Genomic DNA, 26,275 nt, shown 5'->3' with positions numbered 1-26,275 from the left:
CGGACGGCTCATTCGCGTCGCCGCACGGGCTACCGTTGTTTCAGTAAACCTCGTTCACTGACATGCAACGCCCCTGGAGTCCAGATGACAGACCCACTCGCGGCGACCACCCCCGCCACCCTCGCTGAACGTGTGAAGGCCGACGGCGTCGAGTTCCTCCTCGCCACATTCGTCGACATGAACGGCAAGCCCTGCGCGAAGCTCGTGCCCGTCCAGGCGCTCGACGAACTCGAGGCGGGTGCGCTCGGATTCGCGGGGTTCGCGGCGGGCGCCATAGGCCAGGTGCCGTCCGATCCCGACCTGATCGCCATGCCCGACCCGAGCAGCTACACGAACCTCGACTTCATCCGCCCCGGCCTCGCGCTCGTGCACTGCGACCCCTACGTCGACGGTGAGCCGTGGCCCTACGCGCCCCGCGTGATCCTCAAGAACCTGCTGGCGGAACTCGACTCCGAGGGCATCACCGCGATGGTCGGCGCCGAGGTCGAGTACTTCCTCCTCAAGAAGGACGCGGATGGCACACTCGTGACCGCCGACGCCCGCGACACCTCGGGCCGCCCCTGCTACGACGCTCGCGGTGTCACACGCATGTTCGGCCACCTGGCCTCGATCTCGAAGGCCATGAACTCACTCGGGTGGGACAACTACGCGAACGACCACGAGGACGGCGCCGGCCAGTTCGAGCAGAACTTCAAGTACTCCGACGCCCTGCAGACCGCTGACCGGGTCGTCACCCTCCGCTACATCATCTCGATGCTCGCGGAGGAGGCCGACATGACGGCGACCTTCATGCCCAAACCCTTCACCGACCGCACCGGTAACGGAATGCACATGCACATCTCGCTCTGGAAGGGCGACCAGGCGCTGTTCCCCGCCGAGGACGATGCGCGCGGTCTGGGGCTGTCGCCGCTCGCCTACTCGTTCGTCTCGGGAGTGCTCGAACACGCGGCCGGTCTCTCCGCGTTCCTCGCGCCGACGGTCAACTCCTACAAGCGCCGCGGCGCCGTCACGACGGAGTCGGGAGCGACTTGGTCGCCCACGACGGCCGGATACGGCGGCAACGACCGCTCGCATTTCATCCGCGTCCCCGACGGGAACCGCATCGAACTTCGCGGCGGCGACGGCTCGGCCAATCCCTACCTCGCCATCGCCACGACGCTCGCCGCAGGCTTCTCCGGTGTCCGTGCTGACGCCGACCCGGGGGATCCGGGGAAGAAGGGCGTCCCGCAGCCCGGCGCCGCGGCCCTCCCGCCTACTCTCCTGCACGCGGTCGACGCGCTCCGCGCCGACCCGGTGCTCATCGACGCACTCGGCCTCGATGGCCGGGTCGCCGAGTACTACGCCGGCGTCAAGCAGGACGAGTTCTTCCGCTGGCACAACACCGTGACCAGCTGGGAAGTCGACAACTACCTCACCGCGGTCTGACCGCACCCCTCGAAACGAGATCAGCAACAGAAAGAAGGTGGGCTCATGTGCGGAATCGCCGCGCTGCAGCTCAAGGATCCGGCGCTGCGCCCGCAGCTCGGATCGATGATGCACGCCATGCTCTGCGAGATCGTCGACCGCGGACCCGACTCGGCGGGTATCGCCGTGTACGACGTCGAGCGCTTCGTCCACGCTGGGCAGTCGACCGTCACTCTGCTCGACAGCCCGTCCAGCGACGAGGAGCTGTCGGCGGCGCTCGCCGCGGAGCTCCCGTCCGCCGGCGCGGTCGAGGTCCGCACACTCGGCGATACGACGCTCGTGAGCGCCGCGGTCGACACCGCGATCCTGACCGCCGCCCTCCGCGCCGTCGCACCGGGCGCGCGCCAGATCGGACGCGGTACCCACGTCGCCAACCTCAAGGGCGTCGGCAACCCCGTCGACCTGGCCGAGACCTTCGGCCTCGCGTCGGTCTCGGGCACCCAGGGCGTCTCCCACACCCGGATGGCGACGGAGTCGGCGGTCACCGCCTCGGGATCCCACCCGTTCACGGTCGATGACGACCTGTGCCTCGTGCACAACGGCTCCTTCTCGAACCACGCCACGATCCGCCGCGGTCTTCGGGCGCAGGGAATCGAGTTCGACAGCGAGAACGACTCCGAGGTCGCCGCCCGCTACCTGGCGATGCGCCTGCGCGAGGGCGACGACCTGACGACGGGCCTCGAGAATCTGCGCGAGACCTTCGACGGGTTCTACACGCTGGTCGTCACCACGGCCGACGGCCTCGCGGTGCTCCGCGACCCGATCGCCTGCAAGCCCGCGATCATCGCCGAGACCGACCAGTGGGTCGCCGTCGCGTCGGAGTACCGCGCGCTCGTCGACCTGCCCGGCATCGAGACGGCCAACATCTTCGAACCTGAACCCGGCGAGGTGTACACGTGGGAGTTCTGAACGAAGAGGTCGTCGACCTTCACGTCTCGACGGTGCGCGAGCTCAACTCGGCGCTGCACAAGGCGCACGACGGCGAGCACTGGCGGGTGACGAACCCGGGCGGCGCGCACAACGTCGCCGTCGGGATCGACAGCGAGATCGACGTCGTCATCGACGGCCACGTCGGCTACTTCGCCGCCGGAATGCATCAGAAGGGCACGGTCACGATCGAGGGCAGCGCCGGTACGGGGCTCGCCGAGAACATGATGTCGGGGCGCGTGCACGTCAAGGGCAACGCGTCGCAGTCGGCCGGCGCGACCGCGCACGGCGGTCTCCTCGTCATCGACGGCACGACCGGTGCCCGCTGCGGAATCTCGATGAAGGGGGTCGACATCGTCGTGGGCGGCAACGTCGGCCACATGTCGGCGTTCATGGCGCAGGCCGGCCGTCTGGTCATCTGCGGCGACGCCGGCGACTCGCTCGGCGACTCGATCTACGAGACCCGCATCTATCTCAAGGGGCAGGCGCGCTCCCTGGGGTCCGACTGCATCGAGAAGCCCATGCGCGAAGAGCATCTCGCCGAACTGGCCGAACTGCTGGCGGCGGCCGGCCGCACCGAGTCGCCGTCCGAGTTCCGCCGTTACGGCTCGGCGCGCACGCTGTACCACTTCCATTCCGAGAACTCCTCGGCGTACTGACACTCCCCACGGGAAAGAGAACCACCATGACTGACCGGGCGCTGCGCGAATCCGCCACGTTCGACCGGGCCACGATCCGCGGCATCCAGCGCGCGGCCGAGACCGGGATCTACCACATCCGCGGGGCGGGGGCGAAGCGTGCGCTGCCGCACTTCGACGACCTCCTATTCCTGGGCGCGAGCATGTCGCGCTACCCGCTCGAGGGCTACCGCGAGAGGTGCGACACCGATGTCACCCTCGGCGCAAGGCACGCGTCGAAGCCCATCCATCTCGATATCCCGATCACGATCGCGGGTATGAGCTTCGGCGCCCTGTCCGCCAACGCGAAGGAGGCGCTCGGCCGCGGTGCCAGCGCCGTCGGAACGTCGACGACCACGGGCGACGGCGGGATGACGCCCGAGGAGCGCGGCCACTCGAAGACGCTCGTCTACCAGTACCTGCCGTCCCGTTACGGCATGAACCCCGACGCGATCCGCGCGGCCGACGCCATCGAGATCGTGCTCGGCCAGGGGGCGAAGCCCGGCGGCGGCGGGATGCTGCTGGGCCAGAAGGTCACGGAGCGCGTCGCGGGCATGCGCACCCTGCCGGTCGGCATCGACCAGCGGTCCGCCGCCCGGCACCCCGACTGGACGGGCCCGGACGATCTGACCATCAAGATCGCCGAACTTCGCGAGCTGACCGACTGGGAGAAGCCGATCTTCGTGAAGATCGGTGCGTCCCGGCCCTATTACGACACCCAGCTCGCCGTGAAGGCCGGCGCCGACGTCGTGGTGCTCGACGGCATGCAGGGAGGCACGGCGGCGACTCAGGACGTCTTCATCGAGCATGTCGGCATCCCGACTCTCGCCGCCATCCCACCCGCCGTCGAGGCACTGCAGGGTCTGGGGGTGCATCGCGAGGTCCAGCTGATCGTCTCAGGAGGCATCAGAACAGGAGCCGACGTCGCGAAGGCCTTGGCCCTCGGGGCGGATGCGGTGTCGATCGGCACCGCCGCGCTCATCGCTCTCGGCGACAATGCGCCCGAGCTGGAGGACGAGTACCAGAAGCTCGGTTCGTCGGCAGGGTTCTACGACGACTGGCAGGCCGGTCGCGATCCCGCGGGCATCACGACGCAGGACCCCGAGCTGTCCGCGCGACTCGACCCCATCGAGGGTGGGCGGCGTCTGGCCAACTATCTGAGGGTTCTGACCCTTGAGGCGCAGACGATCGCACGTGCATGCGGAAAATCGCATGTACTCAATCTCGAGCCCGAAGACCTCGTCGCATTGACCATCGAGTCGGCCGCGATGGCTCGTGTTCCGTTGGCCGGCACCTCGTGGATTCCCGGCGCAGGACTCTGAACCGATGCAGACGAAGTACCTGGTGCTCGGTGCCGGTCTCGCGGGTGCCGCGACGGCATGGCGGCTGGCGCAGCACGGCGAGGAGGTCGTGCTCGCTGAGGCGACCACTCCGGCCAACGCGGGTGGGAGCTCTCACGGCAGCGCCCGCATCTTCCGGCACGCGTACCCCGACGAGTTCCACTCCGCGCTGACCGTGCGAGCGCTCGATGGCTGGCGCGAGCTCGAGGCTGCATCCGGGGAAGCCATCCTCACCATCACGGGTGGCCTCGACTTCGGCGACGGTCGCGACCTCGATGGCATCGTCGCGAGCCTCACGCGCCTCGGGCTCGACAACGAGCGCCTGAGCGCCGGAGCCGCGATGGAGCGCTGGCCGCAGCACCGCTTCGACGGGGATGTCGTCCATCACGCCGGTGCCGGTGTCATCGATGCGGAGCGGGCGGTGCTGACGATGGTCGAGCAGGCTCGCCTCGCGGGGGCGCAGGTGCTCACGGGGTGGGCTGCGGCGGCCATCCGGGAGTGTCCGACCGGTCAGGTGGTCACGTCGACCGATGGGCAAGAGATCGACTGCGCCGTGCTGATCGTGTCGGCGGGCGCCTGGTTGCCGGAACTACTCGATGTGCTGCCGGGGGAGTGGGCGGCGCGGCTGCCCCCGCTGGTGGTCACTCAGCAGCAGGCGTTTCATTTCGCGTTCCCCGAATCGGTCGGCGATCCGACCGATTGGCCGATTTTTGTCAACAAGGATCGGCTGAGCGTCTATTCGCTGCCCGGCGGTCGCGACGCCGGGTTCCGCGGATTCAAGATCGCTGAGCACGACTTCGGGCTGCCCACGACCGCCTCGGGTCGGGATGGGCTGGTGCGACGCGAGGCGAGGGAACGGATCATCGACTACGTGCGGCGGCAGCTTCCGGACGTCGAGCCGGTCCCGTACGCGGAGACGACGTGTCTCTACACGAGCACCCCGACGGAGAACTTCGTGATCGACCGCATCGGCTCGATCGTCGTCGCGTCCCCGTGCTCAGGTCATGGCGCCAAGTTCGCGCCCCTGCTCGGTGAGCTGATCGCCGACGTCGCCACCGGAACGGCTGACGCACCCGACCTCTTCCGCCTCCCCGCCCACGCCGCCTGACCTCAGCGACACGCACGGACTCTGAGGCGATTTGTCGGCCTGCGCCGTGGCTCCGGGAGGGGGAGGGGTGCGGCGGCAGTTGCAGAAGCCAACGGTTTTCAGGAACACCGACACGCAGTTGTCGCTCGGCTGGGTCGCTGCTTTCGATCCATTCCTCCGGATCTGTCCTCTCGGGCGGCGCCCGCACGCATCGCGGTCAGGTGCGGGCCATCGCCAGCGTCGAGAAGGCCAGACCCACGAGAGCGGACTCGACCTTCGCTAGTACGGCGCTGACGTGATCGATCAAGGCATCGCTCTCGTCGGAATCGATCCACGTCGCATAGCCGTCGTAGTACGCGCGTACCCCGGCATCCGCGAGCATGCTGGCTTGATGCGGATCGCCCAATCGCGCGGCCAGGGCGCCAGCGAGGGCATCAGTGATCGCGGACCGTTTGAAAGCTGCGCGTTCCTGCAGCTCAAGGCTGGTGGGAATGATGACCGCGAGCCGCTGACGGACCTGCCGCCTGTCCTCCGTGTGAACCGTGCAGAGCGGCAGAATCCCGGCCCGGAGGATCTCAAGCGGAGTGCTGCCCGGCGCCGCATCCTGCACGCCCTTCACGGCGAGGTCGACCAGCTCGTCCTGTCCCTGGAACAAGATCTCCCGCTTGTCGGCGAAGTGCCGGAACAGCGTGGTGCGTGTCACATTGGCCCGATCGGCTATCTGAGCTGCGGTCGTGTCGTCGTATCCGCGCTCGGCGAAGAGCTCCACGGCGGCGTGCAGCAGCCTCCCCCGCGTATCCGGTTGCCATCGCGCCATCCCCCGATTCTAGTGATGTGATCGGGTTGCATGGTTGACCGCCAATGGTGCTTTTTGAACGCACGAACTGCTGATCGGCGGCCAAGTGATGCGACTCTGACACATCACGGGTATTGTGATGTGTCAGAGTCGCATCAATCGATGGGCTCAATCGGGTCGTCGCGAAGAGCGGGGATCCTCGTCGACAGGAGCGATCACATGCGCGTATTCGTCACCGGAGCTTCCGGCTGGATAGGGACAGCTCTCACCACCGAGCTGGTCGCGGCAGGCCACGAGGTTCGAGGTCTCGTTCGATCGGAAGCCTCGGCCGAGAGGGTGCGTCTCGTTGGTGTCACGCCCGTCATGGGTGACATGGGTGATCACGATCTGTTGGTCGCCGAGGCGCTGGACGCGGACGCCACCGCGCATCTCGCCTTCACTCTCGATTTTGCCGAGTTCGACTCGGCCGTGGATAACGAGGTGCGTCTCCTCGAACGACTCGGCGATGCGTTGGGCGGCACGAGCAAGGCATTCTTCGCCGCGTCCGGCACTCCCACGAGTCTCGGTCAGCTGGCCACCGAGGGAGACGAGCTCGATCCCGCGGGACCGGCCGGGTCGCGTTCCCGCACGGCACGGGCGGTGCTGGCGCTGGCAGAGCGCGGCATCCGGTCGGGACTCGTGCGGATGCCGCGCTCCGTCCACGGAGAAGGAGACCGTAATGGCCTCATCGCCATGCTGGTCGGGCTCGACCGTCAGTTGGGAACTGCCGCCTACGTCGGAGACGGGTCGAATCGATGGCCCGCGGTGCATATCAGCGACGCAGGCCGGCTGTTCCGTCTCGCTCTGGAGACGGCACCCGCCGGGGCTGTGCTGCACGCCGTCGGAGAGGAGGGGGTGGTGATGCGCGAGGTCGCCGACGTCATCGCGAGGAAGACCGGCTTGACGGCCTCATCCGTCGACTCCGATCAGCTCGGCATGTTCGGCGCCCTACTCGGCGGCGACCAGCCCGCCTCCAGCTCCGCCACACGACACCTCCTCGCGTGGGAGCCGACCGGGCCGACCCTGCTCGAGGACCTCGAGGCCGGCTACTACACGTCGTGAGTCGCCCGCCCGAGACCCGATCGTCGGGGTGAGGAAGGCTTCCGTCACCCGGGTTCTTCGCGCCCCATGTCGGCCGCCGGTGCCTCGGAGGCGCCGAGAAGGACCGCCAGTTCCATGGGCCGCAGTCGGGCCGGCGAGAAGTCGTAGGGCATCTTCCAGATGGTCTCCGCCGCGCTCCTCGCCCGGGAGCCCTCTGCCGGTCCGGCGCCGCTCGTCGAGTCGGCGTCCGCGGGCGGGTGCAGCTCGTCCCAGGCGTCGAAGAGAGCGTCGTCCTCCTCGAGTTGACCGGACTCCTCGATGACGCGCATGAGCGCGGTCTCGAAGGCGTGTCGTTGGGCCGCGACCTGTGCCACTCGGGGGTCATCGATCGCGACGGTGTCGTCGAGGGCCTCCTCGGCGGCGTCGATGCGGTCGGATTCTGCTCGCAGCGCCTCGTCGGAGGCCAGAGCGACGAAGCGGCCCGCCTGGACGGCGGCGCCGAGCGGACCGAAGATCCGCTCGGTGACCAGCAGGGCATCCAGGTCGTCCTGTCGCAATGTGCCCTCCGGAACGCCCTCTAGGCGGCCGGAGACGAGATCGTCGAGCAATCCCAGACGGCCGCCGAGGTTCCGCATGCGCTGCACCGAGGCCCGCTTCCGCTGCAGCTCGGCCTCGTGAGCGGCCAGAGTGTCCTCCAGACGGGCGAGGACGCGCGCGACCTCGTCCTCGCCGTCGGCGCCGCCCGTCGAGGCGTCGACGAAGGCGTCGCGGATGTCATCGAGGGCGATCCCCGCCTCGGCCATGCGACGGATCCAGAGCAGCCGGATCATCTCCTCGTAGCCGTAACGGCGACGGCCGTCGCTGCCCCGTTCGCGCTCGGGGAGCAGGCCGACCTGGTGGTAGTGGCGAATCGCACGGGGAGTGATGCCGACGAACGCAGCGGCGTCGCCGATCAGAACCTCACGGGGCGGGGTCGGGAACGGGCGCATTTGCGGACCTTTCGCATCGGGACGGGATGTGCTTCGAGCAGACCAGATGACGCTGCGGCATGTGCAAGCCGACCCCACCTCCCGGGCCGGCCTCCTCGGCCGGTGCGCGCAGCTGAACGGCAGCCGGGTCTCTCGGGGCGGCGCAGTTGTGAGCGCCCCAACCGCCAGGCGCCTCAGTGGGGGAGTCGGATCTCCTGGAGCGCCCAGGAATTGCCGTCCGGGTCCTCGAAATAGGCATAACGCACCCCGCCGCCCATGTCGCTCACTTCGGAGACCTCGACGCCGCGCGACAGCAGTTCGGAGCGGACAGCCTCGAGGTCGTCGACGACGAGGTGGATGCCGTGCACGGCGGCGCCATCCGACATGCCCATGCCCGAGCCGATGACGATCGAGCACGAGGACCCCGGCGGCGTGAGCTGCACGATCCGCATGCCGTTGCCGGGCTGCACGTCGTGATCGAGGGCGAAACCGACTCGGTCGACGTAGAAGGCGAGGCCGCGGTCGACGTCGGTGCAGCGTAGAGGGATCAGCTCGATGCGCATCGACGTCATCACCGCTCCTGTCGATCGGCTAAGGGTGGGCCGACTCTACAACGCTCACTACAGGGCGGAAGCGTCAGCCTCAGGGAGGGGAGGGCTCATTCTCGGCGGAGCCGATCGATCCGGGCGGCGGCTCCCGGATTGAGGACGTCGCTTTCGACGGTGGCCTCCGCAACGCCCCACCGTCCGAGCGCGGAGATCGCCTCGCGCAAGGCGACTCCGCGATCGGTGAGCGCGTAGGCGCGGGTGTTGTGGAAGAGGGGCAGGCGAACGAGCACCCCCGCTGCTTCGAGTTCGCGAAGGCGGGTCGCGAGCATGCTCGCCGGCACTCCCAGGTCGCGCTGCAGGTCGCCGTATCGCTGCGGCCCGTTGAGCAGGCGCTCCACGATGAGCAGAGCCCACCGCGCTCCGACGATGTCGAGGGCTGCGGCGAGGTCGCTCACGCTGTCGGATCGGCGTCCGGCTTCATCCAGAACGGCGAGTAGTGATAACCGTCGAGGTCGTCGAACTGGCGCTGGTACATGAACGGGTAATCGTCGGTGTCGCCGATCCGCCCGCCCGCGGCACCGGCGCGCTCGGTGAGCTCGTCGACCGCCTCGCGGCTGCCGAGGTCGAACGAGACAGTGACCTTCGACGGTGTTCCGGGCCCGCCGATCAGCTCCTCGACCCCGCCGACGCTCGCGTACATCTCGCGGCTGCCGAGCATGACGTACTGCTCGGGCGCGATCGCGAAGCACGACACGTTGTGGTCGGACATCTCGGGATTCAGGGTCCAGCCGAGCGCGGTGTAGAAAGCCGTCGCGCGCTCGACGTCCGCGACGGGGCAGGTGATGAACAGGCTCATGCGGCCATACTTCTAAAATCGAAGTGCCCCGTCAAGATCCCCGACGGACTCGCTGATCCCGACACGTCGGTTGTCGGGCGGTCTCGCGGATCTTCGGATGACCGCCCGACTTCGTCAGGGTTACCAGAGGCTCAGAAGGATGCGCGGGCGTCCCGCGCGGCTCCCATGAGTTCGTGCACGCGAGCCTGTTCGACGCGGTTCTCGAACACGCCGTCCTTCTTGAAGTAGGTGCCGATGATGGCGCCGTCGGCGATGGCGAGCTGGTCGCCGACGTTGTTGGCGCGGACCCCGGTGTTCACGAACACCGGCACGGAGCCGGCGGCGCTCTTCACCGTGGCGAGAGCCTGAACGTCGGTCGGCGCTCCGGCCGTCAGTCCTGAGACGCAGATCGCATCTGGCAGCGTCGCGAAAACGGTCGTCTCGGTGATCGACTTGAGGTCGCGGTCCGCGAGGTACTTCGCTGACTCGGGCACGATGTTGAAGAACAGCTTCACGTCGCCGCCGCCCACACGCGCGCGGTGGCGGGCCACCTCGCCGATGTTGGTGTTCCACAGGCCGAAGTCGCTCGCGTAGACGCCCGTGAAGATCTCACGCACGTACTGTGCGCCCGTGGCGACGGCCAGATCGATCGACGCTCGGCCGTCCCAGAGCACGTTCACTCCGTAGGGGATGCGGATGTCGCCGAGGAGCTCGCCGATGATGCGGGCCATGCTGATCGCCGTGATCGGCTCGGTCTTGGTCAGGTAGGGGAGGCTGAACTCGTTCGAGATCATGATGCCGTCGACCCCGCCCTCCTGCAGGTCCGCGAGCTCCGACTTCGCCCGATCGACCACTGCGCGGATGCCCGCAGCGGTGTCGAACCCCGGGTCGCCGGGCAGCGCAGACAGATGCAGCATCGCGATGACGGGTTTGATGACGGGGAAGACGGATCCGAGCCAGTCGCTCATTGCGAGCCTTTCGTTTGAGATGTGCCGGCGTACTAGACGACGGCCCTTGTCTGTCATATATTCACACATACCGCGGCGAAGTGCGGTGAATTTACATGTTTGAAACACACGAAGTGTGATCGAGTAACAAAAGTCGGTTTGGATGTAGCTATGGCAGCTAAGACGCGAAGGGCGCTGATCGAACAGCGCGTCATCGCCGACGGCGAGATCGACTTCGCGACGCTCGCCGAGGAGTTCGACGTCTCCGCGATGACCATCCGGCGCGACGTCGAAGCCCTCGAGGCGTCGGGCATCGTGCGTCGCGTCGTCGGAGGCGCCATCCTGCTGCGCGGCAAGGCGGCCGAGCCATCCTTCGAGACGCGAGCCGCCGCGGCCGCCGAGGGCAAGATGCACATTGCCGAAGCCGCGGTCGATCTGCTGCAGCCCCACGAGACCGTGATCCTCGACAGCGGCAGCTCGGTCCTGGCGGTCGCGAAGGCCATCAGGGGGCGGGGCCTCGCCCTCACCATCGTCACGCCCAGCATCCTGGTCGCCGTCGAACTCGCCGATGAGCCCGACACCACCGTGCTCATGGCCGGTGGGCGCGTGCGGCCCGGCGAGTTGAGCCTGATCGGCTCCGAGACCGAGGAGACCTTCAGTCGGTACAACTGCGACACCTACGTCATGGGCATCGCCGGTGTCGACTCCGACCGCGGCGTCTCCGAGTACCACCGTGAAGAGGGCAGCGTGAAGCGCGCGGCGATGAAGGCGGCCGACCGCGTGATCGTCGTCGCCGACGAGACCAAGCTCGGCCGGGTGCAGCTCATGAGCATCGCGCCCCTCAGCGCCGTCGACGCGCTCGTCACCGACGGCCCCACCGATCACCCCGCCCTGGTCGGAGCACGCGCCGTCGGCGCCAACGTGGTCTGCGTTCCGGGACCGGGGCGCGAGGCAGCCGACCTGGGCGCGGCGAGCGCATGAGCCGCTACACGATCGGCATCGACATCGGCACGACCGGTACGAAGACCGTCCTCTTCGACACCGAACGCGGCATCGTCGCCCAGGCCTCCCGCGAGGCCACGTTGTACAGCCCGAACGCGGGTTGGGCGGAAGCCGACCCCGCGCAGTGGCTCGCCAACATCATCGACTCGATCCAGCAGCTCCTCGCGGAGTCCTCGGTGGATGCCTCCGAGATCGGCGCGCTGGCGACCTCGGGCATGGTTCCCGCGGTCATCCTCGTCGGCGACGACGGCGCACCCGTGGGTCGTGCGCTCCTGCAGAACGACGCTCGCGCCAACGACCAGGTCGACCGCCTCGCGGGCCAGCTGACCGACCTCGACCTCGTGGCCCTCACCGGGTCGGCGCTCACCCAACAATCGGTCGCCCCGACGATTCGCTGGTTCCACGAGAACCGCCCCGAAGACCTCGCTGCCGCCCGGTTCATCGTGGGCTCGTACGACTGGGTGCTCATGGCACTGGGCGCGGAGCCTCACGTCGAACTGAACTGGGCGCTCGAATCGGGTCTGTTCACCATCGCCGGAGAGCCGGTGCCGCAGGTGTTCGCCGCTGCCGGCCTCGACGCCGACCTGGTGCCCCCGGTTCAGGCACCGGGCAGCGTCGTCGGATCCGTCAGCGCCTCGATCGCCGAGCGCACCGGACTGCGGACGGGAACGACACTCGTCGTCGGCGGAGCCGACCACGTCCTGTCCGCATTCGCGGCCGGGGTCGAGAAGCACGGCGACTGGCTCGTCAAACTCGGCGGTGCCGGCGACATCCTGGTGGCCAGCGACACCCCCATCGTCGACCAGCGCCTCTACCTCGACGCCCACCCGGTGCCCGGCCGCTGGCTGCCCAACGGCTGCATGGCCACCAGCGGCAGTCTCATCCGCTGGTACCAGGGCCTCATCGGGGGCGAATCGCTCGCCCAGCTCGACATCGAGGCGACCGAGAGCCGACCCGCCGAGGTGCTCTGCCTTCCCTACTTCCTCGGTGAGAAGAGCCCGCTGCACGACCCCGACCTGCGTGGAACGTTCGCGGGTCTGCACCTCGGCAACACCAGAGCCGACCTCTACCGCTCGGTCCTCGAGGCGATCGCGTTCGGATTCCGCCACCACGTCGAGGTGTTCCGCGACATGGGCATCGAGCTGGGTCGGGTGTCGATCACCAACGGCGGCAGCAAGTCGACCCTCTGGAAGCAGATCCATTCCGAGGTGCTGGGCACCGAGATGTTCCCCGTCGTCGATCACCCTGGTGCCTCGCTCGGCGCGGCTCTCATCGCGGCCGTCGGAATCGGATCGCTCGACGACTGGTCCGACACCGCCCGCTTCATCACCCTCGGATCCCCCGTCGTCCCCGACCCGCACAAGGTCGAGATCTACGACCGCGCCTACCTCGAATGGCGCGAGCTCGGTGCGGCCGTCGCCCCGATCTCGCACAAACTGGCAAGGAGAACCCGCCAATGAAGACCGTCGTCGTCACCGGAGCCGGATCGGGCATCGGTCGGACCATCGCCTCCACTCTCGCCGAGCGCGGGTGGCAGGTCGTCGTCTCCGACATCAACGGCGAGGCCGCCGAACAGGCCGCAGCCGGTCTCGACTCGAGCGCGGGGCAGTCCCACGAGTCCGCGGTGCTGAACGTCAGCTCACCCGACGACGCGGCGCGGGTCGCCGACGACGTCGCCGATCGCCTGGGCCTCGACGCCTGGGTCAGCAACGCCGGCATCTCCTTCATGCAGCGCTTCCTCGAGATGCCCATCGAGAAGTACGACAAGACCCTCGAGATCAACCTCAAGGGAGTCTTCGTCTGCGGGCAGGCCGCCGCGCGCGCCATGGTCCGCACCGGCCGACGCGGTGCCATCGTCAACACCGCTTCGATGGCCGGCAAGCAGGGCAAGGTCCCCTTCCTCGCCGACTACGTCGCCTCGAAGTTCGGGGTCGTCGGGCTCACCCAGGCGATGGCCTTCGAGCTCGCCGAGCACGGCATCCGCGTCAACAGCATCTGCCCCGGCTACGTCGCGACACCGATGCAGGAGCGCGAGCTGGCCTGGGAGGCCGAGCTGCGCGGCACCGAACCCGAGGCCGTCAAGCAGCTCTGGATCGACGACACGCCCCTCGGCCGGCTCGAGCAGCCGGAGGACGTCGCGCGGGTCGTGGCGTTCCTGCTCGGCGACGATTCCGCCTTCATGACCGGAGAGGCGCTCGCGATCAACGGCGGCGCCTTCATGGACTGACCTCTTTCCCACCCGCACCCTCCAGCAAAGGACCTGTCATGTCACTCACCAAGAAATCGGGTCGGTTCGCCGCCGGCGTTGCCCTGACGAGCGCGATCGCGATCGCGCTCACCGGATGCGCCGGATCGGGAGGCCCCGCCGAAGTCGAATCATCCGGACTCGGCGACATCCCCACCGACACCGAGGGGACCGTCCGCATCCTGATGGAGAACGTGCCGGACACCGACATCGTCAAAGAGCTGGTGTCGGAGTTCAACACGGTCTACCCCGACATCACGATCGACATCGAATCCCTCACCTTCGACCAGATGCGCGACAAGCTCGTCTCGTCGTTCCAGTCACCGGACCCCGCCTACGACCTGATCGTGGCGGACAACCCGTGGATGGTCGACTTCGCGCAGGCGGGCTTCCTCGAGCCGCTCGACGAGCGGATCGACTCGACGACCGATTACGACGCCGACGACTTCTTCACCCCGCTCACCGACATCACGACCGTCGACGACGTCCGATACGGGGTGCCGTTCTACAACTACGCGCTCGGCTACCTCTACAACACGGCCGACTACGAGGAGGCGGGGCTCTCGGTCCCGACGACCCTCGACGAGCTCGTCGACGACGTCCAGCAGCTGACCACCGCCGATCGCTCGGGCATCGCGATGCAGCCGCAGCGCGGATACAAGATCTTCGAGGAGTGGGCCAACTGGCTGTTCGCAGCCGGCGGCTCGATCTACGACGACGAGGGCAACCCCAGCCTCGACACCCCCGAGGCCAAGGCCGCACTCGAGGCGTACATCACCGCGTACGAGAACGCCGCCCCGGACAACAGCCTCAACTGGGCCTTCGACGAGGCGTTCCGCTCGGTCTCGAGCGGAGAGGCTGCCTCGATGATCAGCTACAACTGGAACCTCCCCGCACTGAACGACCCCGACGGCGCCTCCGGCGACCTGGCCGGCCAGTTCAAGCTCGCGCCGATGCCCGGTGGCAAGCAGGTGCTCGGCGCCTGGAGCTGGGCGATTCCGACCAACTCGGGAGCACCCGACGCCGCATGGGCGTTCGCGTCCTGGATCACCTCGAAGGCCGTGGACGTCGAGCGCGTCAGCGCCGGCGGCGCCGCGATCCGCGAGAGCACCCTCGAGGACCAAGCGGTCCTCGACGACGGCTTCGGCGCGGACTACTACGAGGCGGTCAAGGAGATCCTCTCCGACGCAGCACCGCTCAGCCAGGGCGCCGGCGGCGAGGAGATGATCCAGGCCGTCGGAACCGAGCTGAACGAAGCCGTGGCAGGCACGAAGAGCGTCGAGGACGCTCTGAGCGCAGCGCAGGCCGCCGCGGTCAAGATCCAGGGCTGAGACGGATGGGAACCCGACACCCGATGACGCGGAAAGGATGCGGATCGTGAGATTCAAATACGGGATGCTCGCGCCCCTCATCGCCGTGTTCGTCGCGGTCGTCGGGTTCCCGCTGCTCTACGCCCTCTACCTGAGCTTCACCGACTACAAACTCACCGATCGCGGCGCCCCCGACATCGTCGGCATCGCGAACTACGCGTCGACCTTCACCAACGCATCGTTCTGGGAGGCGTTCGGCGTCACGGCCCTCTACGTCGTCGTGGCGGTCGGGCTCGAGCTCGTGATCGGTCTGGCCATCGCCCTGTCGTTGCAGAAGCAGAAGTGGGCGCGCGACGTCACCCGCTCGATGCTGCTGGCGCCCATGTTCATCACCCCGATCGCGGTCGGGCTCACGTTCCGCTTCCTGCTCAACGACCAGATCGGCGCCATCCCCGAACTGCTGCGCGGTATCGGGATCAACTACGACTTCTTCGGGCCCGGGCGGGCGCTCTTCACGCTCGCCTTCATCGACGTCTGGCAGTGGACGCCGTTCATGGTCCTGCTGCTTCTCGCGGGACTCGAGTCCATCCCGAAGCAGCCGCTCGAGGCCGCCCGTGTCGACGGCGGCGGCCCTTGGTACATCTTCCGCCGCATCACACTGCCGCTGCTGGCGCCCGTGCTGGTGGTAGCGATCCTGCTGCGCGCGCTCGACGCCCTCAAGGTGTTCGAATACGTCTACGCGACCACCCGGGGCGGTCCGGGCACCGAGACGCAGACCATCCAGTACTTCACCTATCAGACCGGCATCCAGTTCTTCCGCCTGGGTGAGGCGTCGTCGATGGCGTTCGTCGTGCTGGCCGTCGTGCTCACCGTGATCGTCGTCGCCTTCCGTCGACTCGAGAGGAACCGAAGCGCATGAGACGAGTCAGCGGGTTGGCGATCGCACGCATCGCACTGCTGTGGGCCGCAGCGATCTTCGTCCTGTTCCCGATGATCTGGATCGCCCTGGCGAGCTTCAAGACACCGTCGCAGCTGAACGACCCGAACCTGGTGTTCTTCGCTCCGACCTTCGCGAGCTGGGAGAACGTGCTCTCGTCGGGCATCCTCGACGCCGCCGGACGGAGTGCCATCGTCGGACTGACGACCGTTCTGATCAGTGTCGTCGTCGGCAGCTCGGGCGCCTACGTGATCGCCAAGTACCGGGCGGGCGGAACGGCGACGAGGTTCGGCATGCTCGCGGCCCAGGTGCTTCCGCCGGCCGTGCTGGTGTTCCCGTTCCTCACCATGGCGTACGCGCTCCGGTTGAACGACACCCTCGTGCCGGTGATCTTCGCCCACCTGAGTTTCGTGCTCCCCGTCGTCACCTGGTTCCTCATCGGCTTCTTCGAGGCGGTGCCCCGCTCGCTCGAGGAGCAGGCGCGCGTCGACGGCTTCAGCCGGTTCGGCGCGTTCTGGCGGGTCGTCCTCCCGCAGGTGCTGCCCGGGCTCGGAGCGGCGGCCATCTTCGGCTTCACCCTGTCCTGGAACGACATGTTCTACGGACTGATCCTCGCGCCCGGCAAGGCGGCGATCCTCCCGGTGGCCATCGCAGGGTTCAATACCTTCCGCGGCGTCCAGCTCGGTTCCATGAGCGCCGCCATCCTCATCGCCGTGATCCCCGTCGTGATCGCGAGCTTCTTCATCCAGCGCAAGCTCGTCCAGGGCATCAGCGGCGGCGCGGTCAAGTCTTAGGTTTCGAAAGAAGAGAACTGATGGCAACTGTCACATTCACCAACGTCAGCAAGAGCTACGGCCAGACGCAGATCGTCGACGACCTCAACCTCGTCCTGCCCGACGGCTCGCTCACGGTGCTCGTCGGGCCGTCGGGCTGCGGCAAATCGACGTCACTGAGGATGCTCGCCGGTCTCGAACCGATCACCTCGGGCGACATCGCCATCGGCGACCGGGTCGTCACGGGCCTCGAACCCAAGGATCGCGACGTGGCGATGGTGTTCCAGAACTACGCCCTCTACCCGCACCTCAGCGTGCGCGAGAACATCGCCTTCCCGTTGCGCGCGACGAAGACTCCCCGCACCGAGGCGCTCAAGCGTGCGGATTCGGTCGCGGACTCCCTCGGCCTCAGCCACCTGCTCGGGCGCAAGCCGAAGGACCTCTCCGGCGGGCAGCAGCAGCGGGTGGCCATCGGACGCGCCATCATCCGGCAGCCGTCGGTGTTCCTCTTCGACGAGCCGCTCAGCAACCTCGACGCCAAGCTCCGGGTCGAGACCCGAACCGAGCTGCTCCAGATCCAGCGCCGGCTCGGCATCACGTCGCTCTACGTCACCCACGACCAGGAGGAGGCGATGACGCTCTCGGACCGCATGGTGGTCATGCGGGAGGGACGCATCGCGCAGCAGGGCACTCCGCTCGAGGTCTACAGCGCTCCCGCGAACACCTTCGTCGCGGCCTTCGTCGGAAGCCCCAAGATGAATCTCATCGACGGGGTGATCGAGCGTGGGACCTTCGTCTCCGAGACCGGCGTGCGCTTCGAGCTGCAGACCGACCAGGAGGACGGCGCCGTGACGCTCGGCGTGCGGCCCGACGACCTGCTCGTCGAGGCCCCGGGTGCGATCTCGGCGCCCGCCACAGCGACGGTCGGTTTGATCGAGCTGCTCGGACCGCGCGCGATCGTCTCCCTCTCCGCGTCGGGACTGACGCTGACCAGCGTCGTCGAGGCGTCGAACCTGTCCGGGATGGCGGAGTCGGCGACGGTCGGGATCCGGGTCCGTCCCGGAGCCTGGCACCTCTTCGACCGCGAGTCGGGCGAGCGGCTGAACGTTCGGGAGAGCTGAGCACCGCCGAATAGTATGAGCCGGTGACGACCACCGAGGGCTCCGACGAGTCGGAGACGACCGGTCGGCTTGAGGCCGTCATCGCCGAACGGGTCCGCGAGTACCGCACCGCCCAGCGCATGTCATCCGCAGACCTGGCGACCAAGACGGGCATCTCCAAGGCGATGATCTCCCGGGTCGAGACCGCCACCACATCGTCGAGTCTCACCACCCTGCAGCGGCTGGCCGATGGCCTCGGCGTTCCGGTCACAGCGCTGTTCCGTGGTGCCGATGTCGACCGCGAGGCCGTCTTCACCCCGTCGGGCAGCGGCAGCGTCACCGTGCGCAGCGGCACCCGGCTCGGCCACGAGTACCGCCAGCTCGGCCTGCTCAAAGGCATCGACGGCGCGATCGACCCGACCCTCGTCACCCTGACCGAGAGCTCGGCGGTGTTCCCGCAGTTCCAGCACGCCGGCACCGAGTTCTTCTACATGCTCGAGGGCGAGATGGTCTACGGCCACGGCTCGTACAGGTACCACCTGCGCCCCGGCGACTCGCTGCTCATCGACGGCGAAGCCCCGCACGGGCCGCAGGAGCTGCTCGAGGTCCCGATCCGCTTCCTGGCCATCGGTCAGAACCAGCACTGACCCGTTCCGGTGCACGCTCAGTAGTCGATGCGGCCCGTGCGGTCGTGGAATTCGCCGGTGGGCCCGTCCTGGCCGAGGAGCGCGAGCGCGACCGTCGCGTCGGTTCCCTCGGTGACCGTCTGGTGCCCTCCGTGACCGTTGAAGTCGGTTGCCGTGTATCCGGGATCGCTCGCATTGATGCGGAACTCGGGCAGGTTCTTCGCGTACTGAACGGTCAGCGTGATCACCGCCGCCTTCGACGCCGCATAAGGGACGGCGCCGACCGGGAACTCGTCACGCGTCTCGGTGCGCAGGAAGATCGGCCAGCCGACACCCGACGCTACGTTCACGACGACGGGGTTCGCGGAGCGGCGCAGAAGAGGCAGAGCGGCCTGGGTGACCCGGACGATCCCGACGACATTCGTCTGCAGAACGGCGTCCATGGCTGCGGCGTCGAGATCGTCGACGCCGAACGAGGCGCCGAGGATTCCCGCGTTGTTGACGAGAACGTCGAGCTCCGGCAGTGAGGCGAGGGCCGCCTCGACGCTGCCGGCATCGGTGACATCGAGCTGGACCGGGATCGCCCCGAGCTCCCGAGCCGCGTCACCGCTCTGAAGGTCGCGCATGCCGGCGTACACGGTGTGGCCCTCGGCGATCAGTCGTCGGGCGGTTTCGAGTCCGAGGCTCTTGTTGGCCCCGGTGATGAGTGTCGTTGTCATGACCTCAGACTGCGCCGTCTGCCTCGCGTCGCCCAGGCACCGTCTGACGGTGGGACTGCGAGTACCAGCATGGAGGCATTTCCGAGGCGCAAGATGAGCAGATGAGTGAATTCGCCGAGGTGCTGAGGTCGTGGCGCGACCGGGTGAGCCCGACCGAGGTCGGTCTGCCCGCCGGCGCCGGCCGCAGGACTTCGGGCCTCCGACGCGAGGAGCTCGCCGCGCTCGCCGGGGTCAGCGTCGATTACATCGTGCGCCTGGAGCAGGGCAGGGCGACGAATCCGTCATCGCAGATGCTGGGGGCGCTCGCGATCGCCCTGCGGTTGACCGAGAGCGAACGCGATCACCTCTACCGCGCGGCCGGGGCCGCTCCGCCCGCGCGCGGCGTCGTGCCACGGCACATCACGCCCGGAGTGCAGCGCATCGTCGACCGCTTGGGCGATGTGCCCCTCGCCGTGTTCTCCGCGACGCACGACATCCTCATGTGGAACCCGCTCTGGGCGGCCCTCAACGGCGACCCCTCCCGATTCACCGGGATCGACCGGAACCTCGTCTGGCGGCACTTCACCTCGGGCCACGACGGCACCGAGTTCGACGAGCAGCACGAAGAGGACTTCGCGCGGGATCTCGCCGCCGATCTCCGATCCGCGGTGGGGCGGTACCCGCACGATGGCGCCCTCGCCCATCTCGTGACGCGACTTCGCGCGGAGTCGCCCGAGTTCGAACGTCGATGGGCCGAGGCGCGAGTCGCCGAGCACCGATCGAGCCGCAAGACGGTCACACGCACACCCGTCGGGCCGATCGAGGTGGACTGCGATGTTCTGACCGTGCCGGGCGGCGATCTGCGGATCGTGGTCTACACCGTGGCACCGGGAAGCGAGGCGGAGGCGAGACTCGACCTTCTGCGCGTCACCGGCCTCCAGCAGTTCGCCACCGCCCCGCTCTCGTCCGACATGGTCTGCGAGCCGAACGAGTACGGGTCGATCGCCGGGGCTCCCGCCGTGCTCCCGCTCGTCCGCGACGAGCGGTAATCGGGTCCGGGCCGATCAGACCGGCCGACGTCTGCGACGGAATCGGATGACGGTCAGGTCGATCGTGATGCTGCCGGCCGGCGGTTCGACGGCGCGGGCGGTGGCCGTGCCGCCGATGAGTTCGCGCGCCTCGACAAGGGCGGGCCCCGTCGCTCCGCTGGTCTCGTGCTGCTCGGTCACGGTCCGTGACTGGTCATGCTCGAACCACGGGAAGACATCGTCGACGAGTTCGGCCGCCGCGTCCCGCCACTCGGGGTATTCGCCGGCGGGACGCAGCTCGGCGAGGTGGTCGTACCCCGCGACGGCCGCGATGAACACGCCGCCGGGCGCGAGCAGTCGGTGGAATTCGGCAGGCCGATGTGGTGCCAGCAGGTTCACGACGGCGGTCGCCGTCCCGTCGCGCACCGGCCAGTCGTGTGCGGTGTCGCAGAGCAGCCCGTCGCTGCGGGAGTTCCGCATCGAGCGAGCGACCACGGCGGGGCTATCGCCGACGGCGAGAGCGCCGGCCCGCGACCGGTTCGCCAGGATCGGCCCGAGCAGATGGCCCGCAGCCGATCCGGCGTCGAGGATGCGCGCCTCGGCGGTGCGCGGCAGCACCGCATCCAGCGCGTCGGTCGTCGTCGTGAACAGGCCGGCGGCGAACAGAGGATCGAGAGCATCGAGCTGCCCCACCGTCACAGGACGAGCTGCCGCGGCCTTCCCGACGAGGAGCCCTGCATAGCCGCGTTTGCTGACGTCGAATCGGTGCCCGCTCGAGCAGCCGAGAACCTCGTCGCCGAGCGCGTCGAGATCACGCCCGCAGATCGGACAGCGCAGCCAGGACGCCAGAGAGCCCGCGGTCACCCGCCCTCGATCTTCCATCCGCGTCGCATCGCCAACCATTCGAGCACAACCGACGCCTCGAGACGCTGGAAGGCTCGCAGGTCGCTCAGATGGGCGGGGGAGGGAAGCGAGGTCGCGTACAGGAAGTAAGCGGCGAACGAGGCCAGCGCCGAGTCGATGTCGCCCCGCGAGGCGTCGGCGAACACGGGGTGGGTCTCGATCAGGTCGTCGGCGTCGGACCCCCCGCCGTGGACTCGCGCATCGAGGAGGTAGGTGAGCGAGTCCAGCCAGCCGCAGCCGACCGACGCCCAGGTCCAGTCGATGACGCGAAGCCGCCCATCGGTGTCGATGAGCGCGTTGTCCGCGCGGAAGTCGAAGTGGACGAGGCGGTTCCCGCGGATGGCACCAGGGGCGGATCGGGTCAGTGCCACGAGTTCGTGATGGTGGTCCCGAGCCCAAGCGGGAAGGGCCGCGGCGCCCGCGAACGCCGTCATCTCGCGGAACCCCCGGGTCATAGCGGAGATCTCCGCGGCGGCGTCGGCAAGAGCCGGCATGGGGACTTCGATCGCGGGCATCCCGACCAGCCCGTCGAGCACCGCGCGATGCGCGGTGGGATCGTCGGCCGCCGGGTGGTGCCCGTCCACGACGTCGAAGACGAGCGCGATCCAGTCGCCGTCATCGATGACCAGTCGCAGATCGGGAGCCGGGAGGGCGAGCGGGGCGAGCAGTTGCAGAACGGCGCCCTCGCGTCGGTAGAGGTCGTAGCTGTCGACATCGTGTGCGCGGCTCACAGCCTTGACCAATCCGGTGCCCCCGGTGCGCGTCTCGACCCGGGACGCCGTTCCCTTCGAGAAGCCTCCGGTGGAGGATCTGTCGGCCACCACCTCGCCACCGAGAGTCGACTCGATCCGTCGCCGCAACGGGGACGGTAGATCGGCCCAGGACAGACGGGACACGGGCGCGCTCCTTCGCTGCGGGATATCGGCGGGAGGGCCTAGTCCTTCGAGTGCTCGGTCAGCGCGGCGAAGAGCGCGCTCTTGCCGTCGAGGACCACTTCGAGCATGGCGTCGGTGGCCGCATTCGCGTCGCCACGGTTGATCGCCTCGAAGACGAGCATGTGCCGGGCCGCGTCCTCGGTGAGCGACTCGCTGGCGGCGGCCTGCTGCACGTCGAACGCGATCTTCATGAAATCGGCGACGAGCATGCCGAATCGCTGCAGCAACGTGTTGTGGGAGGCCGCGTAGACGGCCATGTGGAATGCCACGTCCCACTCGGCGTACGCCACGTTGTCGTGCGCGTTCGCCGCCATCGCCAGAGCCGTCTTCTCCAGCTGGCCGAGATCCTGCATCGACGCGCGCCCTGCGGCCAGGCGGGCCGCGTTGGGCTCGACGATCTGCCGAAGCTCGATGAGGTCCTGCATCAGCTCGGTGCCGAAGCCCTCGGAGTGGGTCCAGGTCAGCAGGTCCGAGTCGAACGTGTTCCACAGATCCTTCGGGCGGACGCGCGTGCCGACCTTGGGGCGGATGTCGACCAGGCCTTTCGCGGCGAGGACCTTCATGGCCTCCCGCACCGATGTGCGGCTGACGCCGTGCTCGGTGGTCAGCTCCGCCTCTCGCGGAAGCAGATCTCCCGGCTGGTACACGCCGCCGACGATGGCGCGGCCGATGGCCTCGATCACATGACCCTGTCGGCCCCGCATCGAGTAGCCGGACTGCACGTCCGGCGGTGACGCACTGTTGCTCAACGGCCCTCCAGTGGTCAGCACTATCCGAGCAGAACGCGGCCCGACTGCGGGCTAGAGTACAGCGTCTCACCGTCGACGGAGATGTCGATCGACCTGAGGTACGGAGCGAGAGCGTCGAGATCGACCTCGACTCCCAGCCCGGGTGCGTCGGGCACGTGGATCTCGCCGTCGGCATCGGGCAGCAGGTGGTTGCTCGTGATGTCGACCGCGAGCTGCTTCGGCTCGGCCGGGTACTCGCAGATCCGGTGATCGGCCAGCCCCGCGAACGGCTGGAGCGACGCCGAGAGCGCCAGGTGCGAGGTGAAGGTGTGGTTGACGAAAGTGATGCCGGCCTGGGCCGCGAGATCGGCGACGCGTTTCGCGGGAGCGATCCCGCCGATCCGGCCGGTGTCGATCTGGAGGAATCCGACGTGCCCGTACTTCAGAAGATTGCGGGCCATCGCCTCCTCGTGCGCACCCTCGCCGCCGGCCAGGCGCACGGTCGTGGCGCGCGCAGCGAGCGCGGCGTAGGCGTCGAACTCGGATGCCCGGAACGGCTCCTCGAGCCACATGACCGACGCGGCCTCGAGCGCTCCGAGTCGCTCCGCGGCCGCATCGACGTCGGCCCCGAAGATCTGACCCGCATCGACGAGAAGGTGACGGTCCGAGCCGATCGCCTCTCGCGCCGCCTGCAGGTGGTCGGCGTCCGCCGCGACGGTCCCGGTGCCGAATGGGCCCCAGCCGAACTTGAAGGCATTGAACCCGCGCGCGACCGCAGCCACTCCGTGTGCGTAGGTGTCGGCGGGGGTGTCGCCGAACAGGATCGACGCGTACGGGGTCTTCGAGTAAGCGCGTTCGTAGCCGAGGAGCTGCCAGACGGGCTGCTCCCGAGCGCGTCCGAGCAGATCCCAGAGGGCGATCTCGATGCCGGAGAAGGTGTGAGCCGCCTGCAGCAGATCCATGCTGTTGCGCTCGACGAGGGATGCGATGCGACGGATGTCGTCGGGACCGTCGAGTTCCTCACCGAGCACCGAGGCCTCGACCGGTTGGCACACCCCGTGCGAGCGCGGGGTGATGAATGCCGCCACCGAGACGAGCGGCGATGCCTCGCACTCGCCCCAGCCCACATAGCCGCCGGCGCTCACCCTGACGAGCAGGGCATCCTGGCTGCCGTCGGCCTCGAGGGTCACGTCGGGCATGCTCGCGTAGAAGAAATCCACTGCGTCGATTCGCACGATGGGAGTCCTCCGTCTCGCCCTTGGTCGGTTAGATCATACGTTATCGCCGGAGCCGCTCTCAGGCGGCGCAACTTTCGACGAGGTTTTCGCTTCAGGTCGTACCTTTGATGATGACGCGATGGTGGAGGACGAGAGGCTCGTGCGGGTTCAGGCGGACCGATGTCACCGACCCGGCCCGGGCGAGGGGATTCAGCGCCGTCGAGGTGGATGCCGGGAAGTCGAACGCCGAGGCGATCGGCTCGACGCCGAGCCCGCGGTACCTGCCGTTCCACGGGGCGTCCTGCAGGTGGCGGTCCGAGATCCAGAGGAGGACCGACGGCAGGACTTCGTCGTCCCACTCGAGTGTCGCGGAGTACCCGGACGACCACGTGAGCGAAACCGGGGAGCGCGCCTCGAGCAGTTGGACGACCTCCTCGGTTGTCTCGGCGAAGGGCAGGCGTGAGATGTCGACGGGACCCGCCGGGCCGGGGACTCCGTCGAGCGCAGCGAATTCCGCACCCGGGATCAGCAGCGCACTCCCGGAGGCGACGCTGCCGGGATAGGTCCGTCCTGACGCGAACCGGGACGCGAGCGTCAGTGTCTCGCCCTGCTCGGGCATGCGGAAGATCGGATGCAGGCCGAGCGGCGCGCGATGGGGGCGGCGGGCATGGATCCGCAGCTCGAACTCGATGGCGGCCTGTCCGGCGATCCCGCGGATCGTGCGCTCCAGGCGTGCGAAGGGATCATCGACCGGGAGATCGAGCGCCAGGGTCACCGACCCGGCCGTCAGTTCGGTGATGTCCCATTCAGCGTCGGCCGCCCGCCCGTGCGGCGGATCGTTCGCCGGACCCGCGACGGCGGCCCAGTCGACACCGGCGTCGCTCGGCACCTCGGCGGACCCGAACGGAAGCGCAACGAAGTCGCCGCCCAGCGCCCGGATGTGCTCCGGTTCGCCTGCGGGAACGGCGTCGTGGAGGGACTGGTCACGCGTCCACTCCGCTCGGGCGAACGGCCGCACCACGCGTCCGTCGACGTCGAATCGGGCATCGAGGAGCATGGCGGCGAGCGGCGATACGGTCGCGCTGCCGTGCGACCACGCGATTCCCACCGCAGGAAGCGGGGAGGACGGGGGCTCGAATGCCGACACCGGACCACCTCCTGGGGAAAAGGTATTATCTAAAGGCCAGAGACGCTAGAGTCGCTCGCAGACGGCCCCACCGGGGTTCTCGTCGAGTACCTTTAGGTCAGACCATTGTTGTTCGCTCGGTAGGAATGTCGATGTCAGAGTCCCCCCGCACCGTGCTCGTCACGGGCGCCGCGAGCGGCATCGGCGCGGCCATCGCGCGGCGTCTCGCTGCAGCGGGCGATCGACTCGTCCTCGCCGATCGCGATGAGGTCGGACTCGGCGCCCTCGCCGATGAGCTCGGGGCGAGCGCTCATCTGGTCGACGTCTCCGACGAGCAGTCTGTCGGTGCTCTCGCGTCGCGACTCGACGGCCTCGACGTCTTGGTCAACTCAGCGGGGATCGCCACCGAGACCTCTCTCGACGACGCCGATCTCGATCTCTACCGCCGCACGATCGACGTCAACCTCACCGGCACGGTCGTCGTCACACGCGCCGTCCTCCCGTTCCTCCGCGAGTCGTCGACAGCGCGAGTCCTCAACATCGGATCCGTGCAGGGCCTCCAGGCTCAGGCCGGGGTGTACGCCTACGCGACGAGCAAGGGCGGCGTTCACAACCTCACCCGTGCACTGGCCGTCGACCTCGCACCCGACGGCATCCTGGTGAACGCCCTCGCACCGGGCTTCATCGACACCCCGATGGCGGTGCTGCCCGATGGCGGCACCGAGTACGAGACCGACTGGTTCGCCTCGGTCTACCTCGAGCACGGGCGGCTCCCGCTCCGCCGTCCCGGAACCCCCGACGAGGTCGCGGTCGCCGCCGAATTCCTCGTCTCCGCATCCAATACCTACATCACCGGAGCCGTTCTCCCCGTGGATGGTGGACTGGCGGCCACCTTCTGATGTGTAGTAATTGGATCGTTCAAGCGTCGGCCACGCGGTCGTCCGTCGATGTCGACGGACGCATCGCTCAAACCGCACC

28 protein-coding genes are annotated in these 26,275 nt (G+C 68.3%); 16 read left to right on the top strand and 12 right to left on the bottom strand.

Annotation, left to right across the window (positions count from 1 at the left end):
• The first annotated feature begins 84 nt into the window (after positions 1-84).
• From glnT to DDQ50_RS01985, 5 genes are read left to right on the top strand one after another with little or no spacing between them, the layout of a single operon-like run.
• Positions 85-1,425: a type III glutamate--ammonia ligase gene (gene glnT / locus DDQ50_RS02005; RefSeq protein WP_116755057.1), complete on the top strand. Its 1,341-nt coding sequence runs from the start codon at positions 85-87 to the stop codon at positions 1,423-1,425.
• Positions 1,426-1,470: 45 nt separating this feature from the next.
• Complete coding sequence (locus tag DDQ50_RS02000; RefSeq protein ID WP_116755056.1) at positions 1,471-2,373, top strand: class II glutamine amidotransferase domain-containing protein; 903 nt, start codon at positions 1,471-1,473, stop codon at positions 2,371-2,373.
• Positions 2,361-3,050, top strand: a complete 690-nt coding sequence (locus tag DDQ50_RS01995; protein ID WP_116755055.1) for a GltB/FmdC/FwdC-like GXGXG domain-containing protein — start codon at positions 2,361-2,363, stop codon at positions 3,048-3,050. The genes DDQ50_RS02000 and DDQ50_RS01995 overlap by 13 nt, the downstream gene beginning before the upstream one ends.
• A gap of 26 nt (positions 3,051-3,076) precedes the next feature.
• Positions 3,077-4,390, top strand: coding sequence for an FMN-binding glutamate synthase family protein (locus DDQ50_RS01990; RefSeq protein ID WP_116755054.1), 1,314 nt, complete (start codon positions 3,077-3,079; stop codon positions 4,388-4,390).
• 4 nt (positions 4,391-4,394) lie between these two features.
• Complete coding sequence (locus tag DDQ50_RS01985) at positions 4,395-5,516, top strand: FAD-dependent oxidoreductase (RefSeq protein ID WP_116755053.1); 1,122 nt, start codon at positions 4,395-4,397, stop codon at positions 5,514-5,516.
• A gap of 196 nt (positions 5,517-5,712) precedes the next feature.
• Here the strand turns inward: DDQ50_RS01985 and DDQ50_RS01980 are convergent, their stop codons facing one another.
• Positions 5,713-6,264, bottom strand: a complete 552-nt coding sequence (locus tag DDQ50_RS01980; protein ID WP_165829737.1) for a TetR/AcrR family transcriptional regulator — start codon at positions 6,262-6,264, stop codon at positions 5,713-5,715.
• A 246-nt stretch (positions 6,265-6,510) separates the two neighbouring features.
• Here DDQ50_RS01980 and DDQ50_RS01975 point away from each other — a divergent pair, with 246 nt between their 5' ends.
• Positions 6,511-7,392, top strand: coding sequence for an NAD-dependent epimerase/dehydratase family protein (locus DDQ50_RS01975; protein ID WP_116755051.1), 882 nt, complete (start codon positions 6,511-6,513; stop codon positions 7,390-7,392).
• Between the two features lie 44 nt (positions 7,393-7,436).
• Here the strand turns inward: DDQ50_RS01975 and DDQ50_RS01970 are convergent, their stop codons facing one another.
• From DDQ50_RS01970 to DDQ50_RS01950, 5 genes are all read right to left on the bottom strand, one after another.
• Positions 7,437-8,360 carry a MerR family transcriptional regulator gene (locus DDQ50_RS01970; protein ID WP_116755050.1) on the bottom strand — a complete coding sequence of 308 codons (924 nt, stop codon included), beginning with the start codon at positions 8,358-8,360 and terminating at the stop codon, positions 7,437-7,439.
• Positions 8,361-8,533: 173 nt separating this feature from the next.
• On the bottom strand, positions 8,534-8,911 hold the full coding sequence (locus tag DDQ50_RS01965) for a VOC family protein (RefSeq protein WP_240614201.1): 378 nt from the start codon (positions 8,909-8,911) through the stop codon (positions 8,534-8,536).
• Positions 8,912-8,997: 86 nt separating this feature from the next.
• Positions 8,998-9,342: a winged helix-turn-helix transcriptional regulator gene (locus DDQ50_RS01960; protein WP_116755049.1), complete on the bottom strand. Its 345-nt coding sequence runs from the start codon at positions 9,340-9,342 to the stop codon at positions 8,998-9,000.
• Complete coding sequence (locus DDQ50_RS01955; RefSeq protein ID WP_116755048.1) at positions 9,339-9,743, bottom strand: VOC family protein; 405 nt, start codon at positions 9,741-9,743, stop codon at positions 9,339-9,341. Before DDQ50_RS01955 ends, DDQ50_RS01960 begins: the two co-directional genes overlap by 4 nt.
• Before the next feature lie 131 nt (positions 9,744-9,874).
• Positions 9,875-10,690 (bottom strand): BtpA family protein, encoded by an 816-nt coding sequence (locus DDQ50_RS01950; protein ID WP_116755047.1) that lies wholly within the window; start codon positions 10,688-10,690, stop codon positions 9,875-9,877.
• Positions 10,691-10,840: 150 nt separating this feature from the next.
• On the opposite strand from DDQ50_RS01950, the gene DDQ50_RS01945 reads away from it, so the two are divergent.
• From DDQ50_RS01945 to DDQ50_RS01910, 8 genes are read left to right on the top strand one after another with little or no spacing between them, the layout of a single operon-like run.
• Positions 10,841-11,650, top strand: coding sequence for a DeoR/GlpR family DNA-binding transcription regulator (locus tag DDQ50_RS01945; RefSeq protein ID WP_116755046.1), 810 nt, complete (start codon positions 10,841-10,843; stop codon positions 11,648-11,650).
• Positions 11,647-13,131 carry an FGGY-family carbohydrate kinase gene (locus tag DDQ50_RS01940; RefSeq protein ID WP_116755045.1) on the top strand — a complete coding sequence of 495 codons (1,485 nt, stop codon included), beginning with the start codon at positions 11,647-11,649 and terminating at the stop codon, positions 13,129-13,131. Before DDQ50_RS01945 ends, DDQ50_RS01940 begins: the two co-directional genes overlap by 4 nt.
• Positions 13,128-13,898: an SDR family NAD(P)-dependent oxidoreductase gene (locus tag DDQ50_RS01935; RefSeq protein WP_116755044.1), complete on the top strand. Its 771-nt coding sequence runs from the start codon at positions 13,128-13,130 to the stop codon at positions 13,896-13,898. The genes DDQ50_RS01940 and DDQ50_RS01935 overlap by 4 nt, the downstream gene beginning before the upstream one ends.
• Before the next feature lie 38 nt (positions 13,899-13,936).
• On the top strand, positions 13,937-15,247 hold the full coding sequence (locus DDQ50_RS01930) for an ABC transporter substrate-binding protein (protein WP_116755043.1): 1,311 nt from the start codon (positions 13,937-13,939) through the stop codon (positions 15,245-15,247).
• Between the two features lie 46 nt (positions 15,248-15,293).
• Entirely contained in the window at positions 15,294-16,145 is an 852-nt protein-coding gene (locus DDQ50_RS01925) for a carbohydrate ABC transporter permease (protein WP_116756033.1), read from the top strand.
• Positions 16,142-16,957, top strand: a complete 816-nt coding sequence (locus tag DDQ50_RS01920; RefSeq protein WP_116755042.1) for a carbohydrate ABC transporter permease — start codon at positions 16,142-16,144, stop codon at positions 16,955-16,957. The genes DDQ50_RS01925 and DDQ50_RS01920 overlap by 4 nt, the downstream gene beginning before the upstream one ends.
• A gap of 20 nt (positions 16,958-16,977) precedes the next feature.
• Positions 16,978-18,057 carry an ABC transporter ATP-binding protein gene (locus tag DDQ50_RS01915; RefSeq protein WP_116755041.1) on the top strand — a complete coding sequence of 360 codons (1,080 nt, stop codon included), beginning with the start codon at positions 16,978-16,980 and terminating at the stop codon, positions 18,055-18,057.
• Positions 18,058-18,080: 23 nt separating this feature from the next.
• The gene (locus DDQ50_RS01910) at positions 18,081-18,683 is read left to right on the top strand and encodes a helix-turn-helix domain-containing protein (protein ID WP_240614200.1); all 603 of its coding nucleotides are present in this window, start codon (positions 18,081-18,083) and stop codon (positions 18,681-18,683) included.
• Positions 18,684-18,700: 17 nt separating this feature from the next.
• Here the strand turns inward: DDQ50_RS01910 and DDQ50_RS01905 are convergent, their stop codons facing one another.
• Positions 18,701-19,381, bottom strand: a complete 681-nt coding sequence (locus tag DDQ50_RS01905) for an SDR family NAD(P)-dependent oxidoreductase (RefSeq protein WP_116755040.1) — start codon at positions 19,379-19,381, stop codon at positions 18,701-18,703.
• Between the two features lie 101 nt (positions 19,382-19,482).
• Between DDQ50_RS01905 and DDQ50_RS01900 the strand changes: the two genes are divergently transcribed.
• On the top strand, positions 19,483-20,409 hold the full coding sequence (locus DDQ50_RS01900; RefSeq protein ID WP_116755039.1) for a helix-turn-helix transcriptional regulator: 927 nt from the start codon (positions 19,483-19,485) through the stop codon (positions 20,407-20,409).
• 15 nt (positions 20,410-20,424) lie between these two features.
• Here the strand turns inward: DDQ50_RS01900 and DDQ50_RS01895 are convergent, their stop codons facing one another.
• The 5 genes from DDQ50_RS01895 to DDQ50_RS01875 all read right to left on the bottom strand — a co-directional run bounded on the left by DDQ50_RS01895 (position 20,425) and on the right by DDQ50_RS01875 (position 25,318).
• The gene (locus DDQ50_RS01895) at positions 20,425-21,252 is read right to left on the bottom strand and encodes a putative RNA methyltransferase (RefSeq protein WP_116755038.1); all 828 of its coding nucleotides are present in this window, start codon (positions 21,250-21,252) and stop codon (positions 20,425-20,427) included.
• On the bottom strand, positions 21,249-22,187 hold the full coding sequence (locus DDQ50_RS01890) for a phosphotransferase (RefSeq protein WP_116755037.1): 939 nt from the start codon (positions 22,185-22,187) through the stop codon (positions 21,249-21,251). The genes DDQ50_RS01895 and DDQ50_RS01890 overlap by 4 nt, the downstream gene beginning before the upstream one ends.
• 38 nt (positions 22,188-22,225) lie before the next feature.
• A complete protein-coding gene (locus DDQ50_RS01885) occupies positions 22,226-22,975 on the bottom strand; it encodes a FadR/GntR family transcriptional regulator (RefSeq protein ID WP_240614199.1) in 750 nt (249 codons plus the stop codon).
• A 20-nt stretch (positions 22,976-22,995) separates the two neighbouring features.
• The gene (locus DDQ50_RS01880) at positions 22,996-24,189 is read right to left on the bottom strand and encodes a mandelate racemase/muconate lactonizing enzyme family protein (RefSeq protein ID WP_116755036.1); all 1,194 of its coding nucleotides are present in this window, start codon (positions 24,187-24,189) and stop codon (positions 22,996-22,998) included.
• A gap of 94 nt (positions 24,190-24,283) precedes the next feature.
• Complete coding sequence (locus DDQ50_RS01875; RefSeq protein ID WP_133245880.1) at positions 24,284-25,318, bottom strand: aldose epimerase family protein; 1,035 nt, start codon at positions 25,316-25,318, stop codon at positions 24,284-24,286.
• 131 nt (positions 25,319-25,449) lie between these two features.
• Between DDQ50_RS01875 and DDQ50_RS01870 the strand changes: the two genes are divergently transcribed.
• On the top strand, positions 25,450-26,196 hold the full coding sequence (locus DDQ50_RS01870) for an SDR family NAD(P)-dependent oxidoreductase (protein WP_205663551.1): 747 nt from the start codon (positions 25,450-25,452) through the stop codon (positions 26,194-26,196).
• Positions 26,197-26,275 lie beyond the last annotated feature (79 nt).

This window comes from Amnibacterium flavum, from assembly GCF_003097495.1.
In the GTDB taxonomy this organism is placed as follows: domain Bacteria; phylum Actinomycetota; class Actinomycetes; order Actinomycetales; family Microbacteriaceae; genus Naasia; species Naasia flava.
This window is presented reverse-complemented; position numbering and strand designations above follow the sequence as displayed.

Coding starts and splice junctions, on each gene's coding strand:
- DDQ50_RS01955 (WP_116755048.1), bottom strand. CDS start 9,743: ATGAGCCTGTTCATCACCTGCCCCGTCGCGGACGTCGAGCGCGCGACG.
- DDQ50_RS01975 (WP_116755051.1), top strand. CDS start 6,511: ATGCGCGTATTCGTCACCGGAGCTTCCGGCTGGATAGGGACAGCTCTC.
- DDQ50_RS01930 (WP_116755043.1), top strand. CDS start 13,937: ATGTCACTCACCAAGAAATCGGGTCGGTTCGCCGCCGGCGTTGCCCTG.
- DDQ50_RS01985 (WP_116755053.1), top strand. CDS start 4,395: ATGCAGACGAAGTACCTGGTGCTCGGTGCCGGTCTCGCGGGTGCCGCG.
- DDQ50_RS01870 (WP_205663551.1), top strand. CDS start 25,450: ATGTCAGAGTCCCCCCGCACCGTGCTCGTCACGGGCGCCGCGAGCGGC.
- DDQ50_RS01965 (WP_240614201.1), bottom strand. CDS start 8,911: ATGACGTCGATGCGCATCGAGCTGATCCCTCTACGCTGCACCGACGTC.
- DDQ50_RS01940 (WP_116755045.1), top strand. CDS start 11,647: ATGAGCCGCTACACGATCGGCATCGACATCGGCACGACCGGTACGAAG.
- DDQ50_RS01905 (WP_116755040.1), bottom strand. CDS start 19,381: ATGACAACGACACTCATCACCGGGGCCAACAAGAGCCTCGGACTCGAA.
- glnT (WP_116755057.1), top strand. CDS start 85: ATGACAGACCCACTCGCGGCGACCACCCCCGCCACCCTCGCTGAACGT.
- DDQ50_RS02000 (WP_116755056.1), top strand. CDS start 1,471: ATGTGCGGAATCGCCGCGCTGCAGCTCAAGGATCCGGCGCTGCGCCCG.
- DDQ50_RS01990 (WP_116755054.1), top strand. CDS start 3,077: ATGACTGACCGGGCGCTGCGCGAATCCGCCACGTTCGACCGGGCCACG.
- DDQ50_RS01950 (WP_116755047.1), bottom strand. CDS start 10,690: ATGAGCGACTGGCTCGGATCCGTCTTCCCCGTCATCAAACCCGTCATC.
- DDQ50_RS01970 (WP_116755050.1), bottom strand. CDS start 8,360: ATGCGCCCGTTCCCGACCCCGCCCCGTGAGGTTCTGATCGGCGACGCC.
- DDQ50_RS01935 (WP_116755044.1), top strand. CDS start 13,128: ATGAAGACCGTCGTCGTCACCGGAGCCGGATCGGGCATCGGTCGGACC.
- DDQ50_RS01945 (WP_116755046.1), top strand. CDS start 10,841: ATGGCAGCTAAGACGCGAAGGGCGCTGATCGAACAGCGCGTCATCGCC.
- DDQ50_RS01915 (WP_116755041.1), top strand. CDS start 16,978: ATGGCAACTGTCACATTCACCAACGTCAGCAAGAGCTACGGCCAGACG.
- DDQ50_RS01900 (WP_116755039.1), top strand. CDS start 19,483: ATGAGTGAATTCGCCGAGGTGCTGAGGTCGTGGCGCGACCGGGTGAGC.
- DDQ50_RS01920 (WP_116755042.1), top strand. CDS start 16,142: ATGAGACGAGTCAGCGGGTTGGCGATCGCACGCATCGCACTGCTGTGG.